At 73.9% G+C, this 14,900-nt stretch carries 7 protein-coding genes; all 7 read left to right on the top strand.

All coding sequences use genetic code 11. The features are described from left to right. Window positions 1-261: 261 nt before the first annotated feature. The 7 genes from AB0950_RS23875 (at window position 262) to AB0950_RS23845 (ending at window position 14,838) form a co-directional block, all read left to right on the top strand. Window positions 262-4,080 carry an FHA domain-containing protein gene (locus AB0950_RS23875; RefSeq protein ID WP_366779437.1) on the top strand — a complete coding sequence of 1,273 codons (3,819 nt, stop codon included), beginning with the start codon at window positions 262-264 and terminating at the stop codon, window positions 4,078-4,080. A gap of 155 nt (window positions 4,081-4,235) precedes the next feature. Beyond that, window positions 4,236-5,618 carry an ABC transporter substrate-binding protein gene (locus tag AB0950_RS23870; protein ID WP_366779370.1) on the top strand — a complete coding sequence of 461 codons (1,383 nt, stop codon included), beginning with the start codon at window positions 4,236-4,238 and terminating at the stop codon, window positions 5,616-5,618. A gap of 73 nt (window positions 5,619-5,691) precedes the next feature. Then, window positions 5,692-6,972: a sugar ABC transporter permease gene (locus AB0950_RS23865; RefSeq protein ID WP_360160483.1), complete on the top strand. Its 1,281-nt coding sequence runs from the start codon at window positions 5,692-5,694 to the stop codon at window positions 6,970-6,972. Then, complete coding sequence (locus AB0950_RS23860) at window positions 6,969-7,877, top strand: carbohydrate ABC transporter permease (protein ID WP_360160484.1); 909 nt, start codon at window positions 6,969-6,971, stop codon at window positions 7,875-7,877. The genes AB0950_RS23865 and AB0950_RS23860 overlap by 4 nt, the downstream gene beginning before the upstream one ends. Before the next feature lie 165 nt (window positions 7,878-8,042). Continuing rightward, window positions 8,043-10,271 carry a CDP-glycerol glycerophosphotransferase family protein gene (locus AB0950_RS23855; RefSeq protein ID WP_366779369.1) on the top strand — a complete coding sequence of 743 codons (2,229 nt, stop codon included), beginning with the start codon at window positions 8,043-8,045 and terminating at the stop codon, window positions 10,269-10,271. 152 nt (window positions 10,272-10,423) lie between these two features. Beyond that, window positions 10,424-12,625, top strand: coding sequence for a bifunctional glycosyltransferase family 2 protein/CDP-glycerol:glycerophosphate glycerophosphotransferase (locus tag AB0950_RS23850; RefSeq protein ID WP_366779368.1), 2,202 nt, complete (start codon window positions 10,424-10,426; stop codon window positions 12,623-12,625). 5 nt (window positions 12,626-12,630) lie between these two features. Continuing rightward, entirely contained in the window at window positions 12,631-14,838 is a 2,208-nt protein-coding gene (locus AB0950_RS23845; protein WP_366779367.1) for a bifunctional glycosyltransferase family 2 protein/CDP-glycerol:glycerophosphate glycerophosphotransferase, read from the top strand. Window positions 14,839-14,900: the final 62 nt, after the last annotated feature.

Raw genomic sequence — 14,900 nt, 5'->3', positions numbered from 1 at the left:
AGTGCCGCCCTCGAGGGCACTACGTAAGCGTTCCCGACCCTGTTCGATGTGTTCGACGGAAAGACGCGCGGCCCGGTCCGTCGGTTGCCGGGGAGCGGACGTGACCGATCTCAACTGATCGTTCGTACGGCACTGGTCAGGCACTTTTGCGGGCAGAGCCGACCAATCAAGATCACTTGATGCCGGGTGGCGGGCGTGTTGTCAGTGGCAGGTGCGAGGATGCCCTGCAGTACTGACCGACGTGCTCGTGTTGGGGTGGGGATGCAGATCCGGCTGACCGTCGTAGACCCGCTGGGCCCGGCTCCGCAGCGGGGCCGCGCCGCGAGCCGCGACGTGCTGGTCACGGCGCCCGCGGGCACGGACCTGGCCGCGGTCGCGTCGGCGCTGGCCGGGGCGGTCGCCGGGGAGGGCCGCGACTCCGCCTCCCCCGTGCTGTACGCCGGTGCCGAGCGGCTGGACCCGCGCCGCTGCACCCTCGGCGAGCCCCCGCTGATCGACGGCGCCGTGCTGTCCCTGGGCGCCCCGGCGGCCCCCGAGCCGCACCCCGAGCTGGACGAGGCGCCGACCCAGCTGCATGTCGTCGCGGGCCCGGACGCGGGCGGGGTCCATCTGCTGCACGGCGGCCGGATCACCGTGGGCCGCTCGGCCGACGCGGACGTGCCGCTGGACGACCCCGACGTGTCCCGGCTGCACTGCGCGGTCACCGTCGACGCCGACGGCCGCGTCTCGGTCGCCGACCTCGGCTCCACGAACGGTACGGCGCTGGACGGGACGCGGGTCGGCGAGCGTCCGGTGCGGGTCCCTGCCGGGGGGCTGCTGCGGATCGGCGAGTCGGCGCTGCGGGTTACTCCGTCCGGGGGACCGGGGGCGCGCGTGCGGACCGTCGCCGACGGGGAGGGGTGCGTTCGGGTTGTCGGCGGTGCGAGTCCGGGTGCCGGTGCGTCGGGGGATGGGGGTGCTGGTGCGTCTTCGGGTGCGGGTGCGTTGGGGAACACCCGGCCTTCGGCCGGGTCTGGGTTCCCACCGGCACCACCCGTGCGGGCGTCGTCGTCGGGTGCGGGTGGCCCTGGTGGGGCGGGAGCGGCGTCGCCCGGCGCGGGGGGCCGTGGGGCCGGAGCGCCGACGGCGGGTGCGGAGGGCGCCCTTGGGGCGGAGGCCGGGGGTGTCTCCGGGGTGGGGCAGCACGGCTATGGGGCAGATGGGTGGGGGACCTCCGGCAGTGGGGGGCAGGAGCATCGGTGGCAGGACGCGGCCGTGGTGCCGGGGCAGGCCGGGGCGCCTCTGATCGAGAGAGCGCCCGGCGGCCCCTCCGGCGGGAACACCCACCCGGGGCGGCTCGGTGTCGGCGGGACGGGCGGACAGCCGCTGGGCGGTGGCCGTAAGGACACTCCCCTCCGAGGCGTCGACGCCCCCCAGGGGACCCGGCGGCGCGGGCTCGGCGCCTGGGCGCGCCGGCTGACCGGCGGACGCGGAGAGCAGTCCGCCGCACCCGGGACGTACGACGGCCCAGCGGCCCCCTCCGGCGCCGTCCCGGCCGCCGGCACCGCGCCGCAGCAGCCCGAGACCTGGCCGGATCCCGCCTCACTGCTGCTGACGGCGCTCGGTCCCGGGCCCCGGCTGTGGGAGCGCGGGCCCGGTCACCCGGAGGCGCTGACCGTGCGGCTCGGCACGGCCGACCGCAGCGCGCCGGACGGCTCCGGCCTGCTGCCCGCGGTGCCCGTGACGACCGCGCTGCGCGAGGCGGGCGCACTGGGCCTGGCCGGTCCGCGCCCGCGGCTGTCCGGGCTGGCCCGCGCGGTGCTGGCCCAGCTGGCCGCGCTGCACTCCCCCGATCTGCTGGAGATCGTGCTGATCAGCGCCGACCGCTCCCGTCCCGTGGAGGAGCGCACGGCCGAGTGGGCCTGGCTGGGCTGGCTCCCGCACGCCCGGCCGGGCCACGGCCAGGACTGCAGGCTGCTGCTGGCCTACGACCGCGAGCAGGCGGCGGCCCGTACGGAGGAACTGCTGCGCCGGGTCGACGACCACGCGGCGACCGGCACAAGCACGGCCCGCCCCGCCCCCGCCCCGGCAGCCGCCACCACCCCGGCCGACCCCAGGAACGGCACGGCCACACCCGGCTCCGCCACGGGCACGCCCACCCAGGACACCGGGCCCGAGAGGACAGCCTCCAGCCACCACCTCGGCGCCCCTTCACATGCGCCCGCGGCCCGGACCGAGGCGACCGCCGAGTGGGACGCCTCCACCCAGGCCCCCCTTTCCCGCCACAGCACCGGGACCAACGGAACGCTCCCGGGCCACCCCAGCGCCCCCGCGCACGGCCAAGCAACCGGCCACCCCGCCACAACCGCCCACACCCCCGCGCCCGCGCCCACCGGCGCCACCTCCCACGCCACAGGCGCCCCGGCCCAGGGACTCGCCCCCGGCCGAACAGGCGACCCCACCGCCCCCGCACACGCCCCCAACGGCACCGCGCACGGCCACCCCTCCCCCGCCCGTCGCCCCTCCTGGGCCAGGGAGGACGCCGGAGTCGGCGAGGCCGGCGGGTTCCCGGGGCCGTACACCGTCGTCGTCGTGGACGGTGATCCCGGGGGCGGTGCGTTGCGGGACGCGGTGGCGCGGCTGGCCCTGGCCGGGCCGCGGGTGGGGATCCATGTGGTGTGTCTCGCCGAGACCGAGCCCGCCTCCCCCACCTCCCCGGTGTCGCTGACGTACGAGGCCGCGTGCGCGGTGACGCCGACGTTCCGGCACTGCGGTGCCGTCGCGCTGCTCAGCGGCGATGTCGCGACGGCGCTGCGGCTGATGCGGGTGGCGCCCGGCGGGCCCGTCGGCCCGGGGACGCTCGCCGCCGTGGACGCCGTGTCGGGCGCCTGGGCGGAGCGGTTCGCGCGGGCGCTGGCGCCGCTGCGCCCGGACGCCCCGGCCGGTGCGCGGGAGCCGCGCGTGGCGGCGCCGCTGCCGCAGTCGGCGCGGCTGCTGGACGAGCTGGGGCTGGCCCGGGCCACCCCGGCGTCGCTGATGGCGCGCTGGGCCGACGCGGCCGACGACACCCGGTCCCTGGGCGGGCGGGCGCGCGCCGTGCTCGGCGCCGGACCGCGTGGGCCCGTCACCGTCGACCTCGTCGCCGACGGGCCGCATCTGCTGATCGAGGGGCCGGCCGCCAGCGGTCGTACGGAGCTGCTGCGGGCCGTGGTGGCCTCGCTGGCCGCCGCCGAGCGGCCGGACCGGCTGGGCGTGGTGCTGATCGACGGGCGGGACGGCATCGGCGTGGGCGCCGGGCGCGGCGAGGGCCTGCGCGTGTGCACCGACATACCGCACGTCACCACGCACCTCATCGCCAACGACCCCGTGCGGATGCGGGAGTTCGCCCAGTCGCTGACCGCCGAGCTGAAGCGGCGGGCGGAGCTGCTGGGCCGGACGGACTTCGCGCAGTGGCACGCGGGGGGTGCGGTGGCGGGCCGGATCGTGGCGCAGCGCACGCCCGCGAACGGCGACCTGGAGGCGCCGCCCAGCTCCACCCTGCGGCTGCGGCCGGGCGCGGCCGCGCGGCAACAGGCCGAGGCGGCCCCGCCGTTGCCGCGGCTCGTGGTCGTCGTCGACGACCTGGACGCGCTGGTCTCGCCCCCGCTGGGCTCGCCGGGCCGGCCCGCCGCCGGGTCGGTGATGCGCGCGCTGGAGGCGGTGGCCCGGGAGGGCGAGCGGCTCGGGGTGCACGTGGTGGCGGCGGCCGGGACCGGGGGCCGTACGGCGGAGACGGAGCCGGCGCGGCGGGCGGCCCTGCGGATCGTGCTGGACGCTCCCCAGCAGGGGCCGGACGAACCGGCGGCGGGGCGTGGCCGGCTGGCGTACGCGGACGGCCGGGCCGTCGGTTTCCAGGGCGGCCGGGTGACGGGCCGCATCCCGCGGACCGCGACCCAGCGGCCCACCGTGGTCCCGCTGGACTGGCAGCGCATGGGCGATCCGCCGGCCCGCCGGCCCGTGCGGGAGCTGGGCAACGGCCCCACCGACCTGGCCCTGCTGGCGAGCGCGGTGGAGCGGGCGGCGCGCGAGGTGTCCGCGGCCCGGGTTCCGTCCCTCCTCTAGTCGGGGACCAGCCGCATACGGCCCCGGTCACGAGCCGGTCACGATGCGCCGCTTGACACCGCAGGCGCTCTTGCCCGCCGTGAACGGCCCGGCGTACACCGGAGCGCACGGGACAGAGTTCTGACGTTCAACGAAGAACGAAGAACGGGGAAGTGATGCACAGAAAGAGCAGCACCGTCCGGACAAGCAGGGCCGTCACGGCACTCGCCGCACTGCTCGCGGGAGCCCTCGCGCTCACCGCGTGCTCCAGCGGGGACAACGACAAGAAGAGCAACGGGGACAACAGCGAGCCGTCCCAGACCGGCTCCACCGTCAGCCTGCCGAAGCTGAACGGCGCCAGCCTGGAGATCGCCGCCGTCTGGACCGGTCAGGAGCAGAAGAACTTCAAGCAGGTCCTGGCCGAGTTCACCCGGCGCACCGGCGCGAAGGTCACCTTCGTGCCCGCCCAGGACCCGATCATCAACTTCCTCGGTTCGAAGATCGCGGGCGGCCAGCCGCCGGACGTGGCCATGCTGCCGCAGCCCGGCGCCATCAAGCAGGCCGTGCAGCGCAAGTGGGCCAAGCCGCTCGGCCCGGAGGCCGTGAAGGAGTTGCAGAAGAACTACGCGCAGGGCTGGCAGGACATCGGCAAGGTCGACGGCAAGCAGTACGGCGTCTACTACAAGGCCGCCAACAAGTCGCTGATCTGGTACAACGCCAAGGTGTTCGCGAACGCGGGCGCCAAGGAGCCCAAGACCTGGAAGGACCTGCTGACCACGTCCCAGGCGGTGTACGACTCCGGTGTCACGCCGTTCTCGGTGGCCGGCGCGGACGGCTGGCCGCTGACGGACTGGTTCGAGAACATCTATCTGTCCCAGGCCGGGCCGCAGAAGTACGACGAGCTGGCCCAGCACAAGATCAAGTGGACGGATCCGTCGGTCAAGCAGGCGCTGACGACCCTCGCGCAGATCTGGGGCAAGAAGGACTATCTCGCGGGCGGCCAGAACGGCGCGCTGCAGACGGAGTTCCCGGCCTCGGTCACCCAGACCTTCAACGGCGGCGACCAGCCGAAGTCCGCGATGGTCTACGAGGGCGACTTCGCGCAGGTCAACATCGGTGAGACCAAGGCGAAGATCGGCACGGACGCGAAGGTGTTCCCGTTCCCGGCGGTCGGCTCCAGCGCGCCCGTGGTCTCCGGCGGTGACGCGGCGGTGATCCTGAAGGACTCCAAGGCGGCCCAGGCCCTGGTCACCTTCCTCGCCTCCCCGGACGCGGCGACGATCCAGGCGAAGCTCGGCGGCTATCTGTCGCCGAACAAGAACGTGCAGATCTCGGCGTATCCGAACGCGGTGCAGCAGAAGATCGCCAAGGCGCTGATCGCGTCCGGCGACGACTTCCGCTTCGACATGTCCGACCAGGCGCCGCAGGCCTTCGGCGGCACCCCGGGCAAGGGCGAGTGGAAAGATCTGCAGGACTTCCTGAAGAACCCCAAGGACGTCGCGGGCGCCCAGGCGAAGCTGGAGAAGGACGCGGCGGCCGCGTACGGAAGCGGGAGCTGAGCCGGCGATGGCGTCGGCGGCAACGGCGGCCGGGGCCCCATCGGGCCCCGCCGCGCCCCGCAGTCGCAAGAGCGTGACCGGCACGCGCAAGGCGGTGGCAGTGCTGTTCCTGCTGCCCGCCCTGGTGCTGCTCGGCGCGCTCGTGGTCTACCCGATCGGGTACTCGGTCGTCCGCAGCTTCTACGACGCGAACGGCGACGGATTCTCCGGAGTCGACAACTACAGGACGCTCTTCACGGACGACGGCATCCGCACCGCCCTGAAGAACAACGTCATCTGGGTGGTGTTCGCGCCCACGGTCTCCACCGCGCTCGGTCTGATCTTCGCGGTGCTGACCGAACGGGTGCGCTGGGGTACGGCGTTCAAGCTGGTCGTCTTCATGCCGATGGCGATCTCGATGCTGGCGGCCGGGATCATCTTCCGGCTGGTGTACGACCAGGATCCGAACAAGGGCGTGGCGAACGCGGTGTGGGTGGGCGTGCACGACACCTTCGCGCAGTCGTCGGCGTTCCCGAAGGCCCACCCGGGCCGCGAGTCGCCGCTCGTCGCACAGGGCGGCGGCTTCCTCACCAAGGCCCCGGTGCACGCGGGGCAGCCGGTCGCGCTGCCCCTCGTCGGCGTCGCCCCGGACCAGATGCCGGACGACGCGAAGAAGGCCGTGGCCGCCAAGCCGGAGCCGGGGAAGATCACCGGCACCACCTGGCAGGACTTCACGCGCGGCAAGGGCGTCGGACGGCTCGGCGCACCCGACCCGTCCGAGCTGGGGTATGCCGGGATGCGGATCGAGGCGGTGAAGGACGGCAAGGTGGTCGCGTCCGCCAAGGCGTCCGGGGACGGCACGTTCACGCTGCCCGCGTCCGCCGACGGGGCCCGGCTGCGGCTTCCGGCGAGCAACTTCCGGGAGCCGTACAACGGGGTCGAGTGGCTCGGCCCGTCGCTGGTCACCCCGGCGGTCATCGGGGCGTACGTGTGGATGTGGGCGGGCTTCGCCATGGTGCTGATCGCGGCCGGGCTCGCGGGGGTTCCCCGGGAACTGCTGGAGGCGGCGCGGGTGGACGGCGCCAACGAGTGGCAGGTGTTCCGCAAGGTCACCGTGCCGCTGCTGGCCCCCGTCCTCGCGGTCGTCACCGTGACGCTGATGATCAACGTGCTGAAGGTGTTCGACCTCGTCTACATCATCGCCCCGGGCTCCTCCCAGGACGACGCGAACGTGCTCGCGCTGGAGCTGTACCGGAAGGGCTTCGCCGAGAACCAGCCGGGCGTCGCCAGCGCCATCGCGGTCCTGCTGCTGGTCCTGGTGATCCCGGTGATGCTGTTCAACATCCGTCGGCTGAGGCGGGAGGTCAGGCGATGACGGTGGCCGCCGGGAGTGTCACGAAGGTGGGGCCGGTGCAGACGGTGAAGGCGCGGCAGTCGGTCGGGGCGAGGATCGCCGAGAAGCTGAGCGGCGGCCTGGTCCGCGTCTTTCTGATCGTGGTCGGCCTGTTCTGGCTGGTGCCGACGATCGGTCTGCTCGTCTCCTCGCTGCGGGCGCCCGAGGACATGAGCGCGAGCGGCTGGTGGAAGGTGTTCTCCAAGCCGTCCCAGCTGACGTTCGAGAGCTATCGCAAGCTGCTGGAGAACGGCGACATCACCCATTCCCTGTGGAACACCGTGCTGATCACGGTCCCGGCGACGGTCCTGGTCGTCGTGGTCGGCTCCCTCGCGGGCTACGCGTTCGCGTGGATGGAGTTCCCGGGCCGGGACTGGTGGTTCCTGGGCGTGGTGAGCCTGCTGGTGGTGCCGGTGCAGGTGGCGCTGATCCCGATCGCCGAACTGTTCGGCAAGGTCGGCCTGTTCGGGACGATCCTCGGGGTGATCCTGTTCCACACCGGTTTCGGTCTGCCGTTCGCGGTGTTCCTGCTGCGGAACTTCTTCGCGGAGATCCCGCGCGAGCTGCTGGAGGCGGCCCGCCTGGACGGCGCCGGTGAACTGAGGCTGTTCGCCCGGGTGGTGATGCCGCTCGGCGGCCCGGCGATCGCGAGCCTCGGCATCTTCCAGTTCCTGTGGGTGTGGAACGACATGCTGGTCGCGCTGGTGTTCACCAAGTCGGGCACCCAGCCGATCACGGTCGCTCTGCAGACCCAGGTCCGGCAGTTCGGCAACAACATCGACGTGCTGGCGCCCGGCGCGTTCATCTCGATGGTGATCCCGCTGGCCGTGTTCTTCGCGTTCCAGCGGCAGTTCGTGTCCGGAGTGATGGCGGGCGCGGTCAAGTAGCGGCTCTTGCACAGAGGGGCGGGCCCGCGGGCGGGTCCGCCCCTCGCCGTTCACCGGCCGTCCCCCTGGCGTCCCCCACATGCCGTACGAACCGTAACCAATTCACTCCATCGGCCGTTTCCGGTCAGAAACCCCGCGCCGACCGACGACCCATGGATGCCCGCCTTGCCCAGGTTCAGTGTCATTGTCCCCGCGTACAAGGTCCAGGCGTATCTCTCCGAGTGCCTGGACTCGGTGCTGACGCAGTCGTACCCCGACCTCGAACTGATCGCCGTGGACGACTGCTCGCCGGACGCCTGCGGGGAGATCATCGACGAGTACGCGGCCCGCGACGCGCGCGTGCGGCCCGTGCACCTGGCCGAGAACCAGGGGCTCGGCCGGGCCAGGAACGCGGGGATGGCCCAGGCGACCGGTGACTACCTGGTCTTCCTGGACAGCGACGACACGCTCGCCCCGGACGCGCTGCGCGCGATCGCCGACCGGATCAAGGAGTCCGGCGAGCCGGACGTGCTGGTGTACGACTACGCGCGCACGTACTGGGACGGCCGGTCGGTGCGCAACCAGCTCACCGGCCCGCTCACCGAGCAGGGCCCGGCGCCCTTCCGCCTCCAGGACCGGCCGGAGCTGCTGCGGCTGCTGATGGTGGCCTGGAACAAGGCCTGCCGGCGGGATTTCGTCGAGCGCCACGGCTTCACGTTCCCGCCGGGCTTCTACGAGGACACCCCGTGGACGTTCCCGGTGCTGATGACGGCGGAGTCCATCGCCACCCTGGACCGGGTGTGCGTGCACTACCGGCAGCGCCGGCAGGGCAACATCCTCGGCACCACCAGCCGTAAGCACTTCGACCTCTTCGAGCAGTACGACCGGGTGTTCGCCTACGTCGACGCGCATCCCGAACTGGCCCGCTGGCGCCCCGAGTTGTTCCGCCGCATGATCGACCACTACGCGACGGTGTTCACCAAGAGGGGCCGGCTGCCGCGCGGCAGCCACGGCGAGTTCCTGCGCCGGGCCCGCGGCCACTACCGCCGCCACCACGCCCCCGGCGCCCGGATGCGGCGCCGGAACATCCTGGTCCGCTTCGGTCTGCACCGCACGTTCCGCGCCCTCCGGCTGGCCTCGGCCGTGCGCCGGCGCACGCTGAAGGCGGCCGTACGACTGGCCCGCGCCCTGCGCACCGGTGTGCTGCGGCTGCACTACCGGATCCAGCTGCGGCTGCCCGTCCGTGCCGACCGGGCGGTGTTCGCCTCGGGCGCGGGCCGGGGCCTCGGCGGCGACCCGGCCGCCCTGGAGGAGGCGTTCCGCACCCACGCCCCGCACATCCGCACCGCCTGGATCGCCCGCCCCGAGCAGGAGCACGCGGTGCCGCCCGGCCCGCGCCGGCTGCGCCCCGGCACGGCGGCCTGCTGGACGGCGCTGGCCCGCGCCAGGTACCTGGTCACCGACGACGTCCTGGAGGCGGGCCTGCGCAAGCGGCGCGGGCAGATCCTGGTCCGGGCCCAGCACGGCACGCCGCTGGGGCACACGGGCCTGGACCTGCAGGAGCGTCCGGCGGCGGCCCGCGGCACCGACTTCGCCCAGCTGTTGCGCGGTGTCGACCAGTGGGACGTCGTGCTGTCCGGCAACCGGCACTCGACGCTCGTCTGGGAGCGGGTCTTCCCGGGCCGGTACCGCACGCTGGAGTACGGCTCGCCGCGCAACGACGTCTTCCAGCGGGCCACTTCGGCGGACGTGATCCGGCTGCGCGAGTCGCTCGGCATCCCGCAGGGCGCGGTGGCGATCCTGTACGCGCCGGCCCGCCGGGACCATGTGCGCACCCAGCGCCCGCCTCTGGACCCGGAGCGGATCGCGCGCCGGCTCGGCCCCCGCTTCGTGATCCTGGCCCGCACCCACGGCGAGCGGTGTCCCGCGGGCCCCCGGATCATCGACGTCCGCGACCACCCGAGCGTGCCGTCCCTGTGCCTGGCCTCGGACGCCCTGCTCACCGACTACGACTCGATCATGTTCGACTACGCGGGCCTGGACCGGCCGATCGTGGTGCACACCGGCGACTGGGAGGTGTACCGGGCGGCCAGCGGCGCCTATGTCGACCTGCCCGCCTTCCCGCCGGGCGCGGTCGGGCACAGCGAGGACGAGCTGATCGACATCTTCGCCACCGGCCACTGGCGCGGCTCGCGCTCGGCCCAGCTGCGGGCGGTGTTCCGGGAGCGGTTCTGCCCCTACGACGACGGACGCGCCGCCGAGCGGGTCGTACGGCATGTGGTGCTGGGCGAGACGGAGCCGCTGCCGGTGATCCCGCTCGCCGAGCGCAAGCCGGTGCCGCCGGCCTGCGCCGGGTCCCCGCCGGCGACCGTGCCGCAACCTTCCGGTGCCCTGCCCGTCACCGAGAGGTGCTGAACGGCGTTGGCCCTTCCGGGAGTTCCCGTGCTCCTCGGCTCGACCCGGCCCGCTCCGAGCCGGCCGCCCGTCCGCCGCCCGGCGGGGCGGCCCGGGCGGGCGACAGGTCCCGTCCGCAGGATGCGCGTCCGCACGACGACAGAAAGGACAGCATGCCCCGCTTCAGCATCATCGTCCCGTCCCACGGGGTCGCCGGCCGGCTGTCCCAGGCGCTGGACTCGGTTCTCGGCCAGTCCTTCGGCGATCTGCAGCTGATCCCGGTCTGCGACGGCCCCGAGGCCGCGGCCGCCGAGGTGGCCGCCGGCTTCGCGGCGCGGGACTCCCGGGTGACCCCGGTCGACTCGCCGCCGTCCGCCGGTCTGGGCGGGGCGCGCAACGCGGGGATCCGGGCGGCGACCGGCGCGTATGTGCTGTTCCTCGACGGCGACGACGTGCTGCTGCCGGGCGCGCTCGCGGCGCTGGACGCCCGGCTGGCCGAGACCGCCGGGGTGGACGTGCTCTACGTCGAGCACGAGCGCGCCCCCTGGTGGGAGGGCGAGCCGACGAACCCGGCGGCACCGCTGTTCGCCCGCGCCCCCGAGGGCGCCTTCGCCCCCGCCGACCTGCCGGAGCTGACCGGCGTGCAGTTCCCGGCGTGGAGCGCGGTGTACCGCCGCGCCTTCCTCACCGAGCACGAACTCGCCTTTCCCGACAGCCACTTCACCGATCTGGGCTGGGGCGGGCTGACCACGCTCGCGGCCGGGCGGATCGCGGTGCTGCGCCGGGTCGTCGTACGGCACCGGCTGCGCCGGCAGGGCAGCCGGCTCAATCTGCCCGGGCCGCACCAGCACGAGCTGCTCGACCAGGTGGACCTGGTGCTGACGCGGGCCGCCGAGCGGAAGCTGTCCGCCGAGCGGACGCGCGCGCTCTTCGAGCAGCTGTTCGGCCAGGTGCTGAAGACGGCGTCCCGGCCGGAGCGGCTGCCGTCCGGGCACCGGGCGTTCTTCCGCCGCGCCGCCCGTCTCTACCGGCGCCACCGGCCGGCCGGTTACCGGGCGCCGGGCGGCAGCCTGGGCGTGCAGCACCGGCTGCTGGCGACCGGGGCGTACAGCGCGTTCCGGGCCCTGCGTGGCGCCAACCGGGTCGCCGCGGACGCCGCCGGAAGCCTGCCCCGCCCGCGCGCGGTGCGCACCCGGCTGCTCTACGCCCGCGACCTGCGCCGTCCCCTCGACGAGAACCTGGCCGTGTACTGCGCCTACTGGGGCCGCGGCTACGCCTGCAACCCGGCCGCGATCCACGCCAAGGCCCGGGAACTCGCCCCGCACATCCGCTCGGTGTTCCTGGTGGAGGCCGACCAGGCGCACGCGATGCCGAAGGACGTGGAGTACGCGGTGCTCGGCTCGCGCCGCTCCTGGGAGGTGCTGGCCCGCGCCAAGTACCTGATCAACAACGCCAACTTCGCCGAGGGGGTCGTCAAGCGCCCCGGCAGTGTGCATCTGCAGACCCAGCACGGCACGCCGCTGAAGACGATGGGCGTGGACCAGTCGCCGTACCCGGTGGTGGCGGCGCAGTCGGGCAGCTACACCCGGCTGCTGGGCCGCGTCGACCGCTGGGACTTCAACCTCTCGGCCAACCGGCACTCCACGCAGATGTGGGAGCGCGCCTTCCCCGGCTCCTGGGAGGCGCTGGAGTACGGCTATCCGCGCAACGACGTCTACTACACGGCGAGCGCCGAGGACGTGGCCCGCGTCCGGCGGGAGCTGGGGGTGCCCGAGGGGGCGACGGCCGTGCTGTACGCGCCCACCCACCGCGACCACCACACCGGCTTCGAGCCCGGCCTCGACCTGGAGGCCTTCTGCGCGGCGGCCGGCGAGGACGTCGTCGTGCTGCTGCGCGCCCACTACTTCTACGACCGGGGGTCGGCGGCGAGTTCCGGCCGGATCATCGACGTCACCGCGCACCGCTCCGCGGAGGACGTGTGCCTGGCGGCGGACGCGCTGGTCACCGACTACTCCTCGATCATGTTCGACTACGCCAACCTGGACCGGCCGATCGTCGTGTACGCCGACGACTGGGACGTCTACCGGGAGACCCGGGGCGTCTACTTCGATCTGACGGCCGAGCCGCCCGGACCCGTCGCGCGCACCCCTGAGGAGCTGGCCGCCGTCTTCCGCGACGGCTCGTACGCGGGCGCGGACGCGGCGGCGCTGAGGGCCGCGTTCCGGGAGCGGTTCTGCGAGTTCGACGACGGCCTGGCCGCCGAGCGGGTGGTACGGCGGGTGCTGCTCGGGGAGCCGCCCGAGGCCATCGCACCGGTCGTGCCGCTCGCGCAGCGCGTCCCCGTCCCCGCCGCCGCGACCCTCGTGAGGAGCTGACCCGCGTGCCCCGCTTCAGTCTGATCGTGCCCTGTTTCAAGGTGCAGGGCTTTCTGCGCGAGTGCCTGGACTCGGTGCTGCTGCAGTCCTTCAACGACTTCGAGCTGATCGCCGTGGACGACCGCTCCCCGGACGGCTGCGGCGCCATCCTCGACGAGTACGCCGGGCGCGACCCCCGGGTGAAGGTGCTGCACCTGCCGGAGAACGTGGGCCTCGGCCGGGCCCGCAACGCCGGGATGCCGCACGCCACCGGTGACTACCTGTTCTTCCTGGACAGCGACGACACGCTCACCCCGGGCGCGCTGCAGGCGATGGCCGACCGTCTCGAGGAGGCCGGGGACCCGGACGTGCTGGTCTTCGACTACGCCCGCACCTACTGGTGGGGCGGCACCCGGCGCAACGCCCTGGCCGAGGTGCTCGCCGAGGCCGGCCCGGGCACCTTCGCCGCGGGCGAGTTCCCGCGGATCCTGGACCTGCTGATGGTGGTGTGGAACAAGGTCTACCGGCGGGAGTTCGTCGAGGCGGAGGGCTTCGCGTTCCCGCCGGGCTACTACGAGGACACCCCCTGGACCTTTCCGGTCATGCTCAGCGCCGGCCGGATCGCCACGCTGGACCGGATCTGCGTGAACTACCGGCAGCGCCGGCAGGGCAACATCCTGTCCACCACCAGCCGCAAGCACTTCGACATCCACGACCAGTACGACCGGGTCTTCGCGTTCGTCGAGCGGCGCCCGGAGCTGGCGCACTGGCGGCCGTACCTGCACCGCAAGATGGGCGAGCACTGCCTGGACATCCTGGCCAAGCCGGACCGGCTGCCGCCCGCCGACAAGGGCGAGTTCTTCCGGCGTACGGCGGAGAAGTTCCGCGCGTACAAGCCCGAGGGCGCCCTGGTCGACGGCGAGGTGGGCCTGCTGGAGGGCTCCTGGACGGGATACCGGATCAGGCGGCGGGCGGCGCGGGCCGGCGCGGAGGCGGCCCGGCTGGCCGGACTGGCCCGGGGCGCGGCGGCCGCGCGGGCCCGCTCCGGCTGGGCGGCCCTGCACGCGCGCCGCCCGCTCGATCCGGACCTGGTCGTCTACTCGGCGTCCTCGCACCGGGGCATGCTCGGCGACCCGGCCGCCGTGTACGCCAAGGCGCGCCGGATCGCCCCGCGGCTGCGCGGGGTGTGGGTGGTGAGGGACGAGGAGACCGCCGCCCAGCTGCCGTCCGGCGTGGAGCATGTGATCGTGGGCTCGCGGCGCTATCTGGAGGTCACCGCGCGGGCGACGTTCTTCGTCAACGACGTCAACTGGCCGGGCACGCTGGTCAAGCGGCCCGGCAGCGTCCACATCCAGACTCACCAGGGCACCCCGCTGAAGTACATGGGCGCCGATCTGCTGGACAAGCCGGGCGCCCGGCTCGGCTTCGACGTGCCGCAGATGCTGCGCCGGGCCGACCGCTGGGACTACAGCCTGGTCGCCAACCGCCACTCCGAGCTGGTCTGGGAGCGGGCCTACCCCTGCCACTTCACCTCGCTGCGCACCGGCAGCCCGCGCAACGACGTGCTGGTGAACGGCGGCGACAGCGACTTCCGGCGGCGGTACGGCATCCCGGAGACGGACACGGTGGTGCTGTACGCGCCGACCCGCCGTGACTACCGCCGCCTCGGGCATGTGGACCGGATCGACCTGGCCCGGTTCGCGGCCGACCTGGGCGAAGGGCACACGCTGGTGGTGCGGCTGCATCCGTCGCTGGCGACGGGCCCCGCGCGCGGGATGGGCCTCGCGGAGCTGGCCCGGCGCGGGGTCGTGGTAGACGCGACCGACGAGCCGCGCGCGGAGGAGGTCATGCTCGCGGCGGACGTGCTGGTCACCGACTACTCGGCCGTGATGTTCGACTACGCCAACCTGGACCGGCCGATCGTGGTGCACGCCGACGACTGGCCCGCGTACGCGGCGAGCCGGGGCGCCTACTTCGACATCACCGCCGAGCCGCCGGGCCATGTCTCGCGCTCCTACCGGGAGCTGGCCCGGCTGTTCGCCTCGGGGGCCTGGCGGGACGAGGAGTCGGCGCGGCTGCGGGCCGTCTTCCGGTCCCGGTTCTGCGAGTTCGACGACGGCCGGGCCGCCGAGCGGGTCGTACGGACGCTGCTGCTGGGCGAGCCGCTGACCGGGCCGGGCGCGGTACGGATCCCGGGGCAGCAGGCCGGCCGGGACGCCCTGGCCTCGGCCTAGCGGCGCCGAGCGCGCGAGGGTGCCGGCCGGGGCCGGCACCCTCGGAAGGCTTTCTTGCGGGG

This window comes from Streptomyces sp. NPDC007189 (genome assembly GCF_040703635.1).
Lineage (GTDB): Bacteria > Actinomycetota > Actinomycetes > Streptomycetales > Streptomycetaceae > Streptomyces.
The sequence above is the reverse complement of the archived record's forward strand: the minus strand, read 5'-3'. Positions and strand labels throughout refer to the sequence as shown.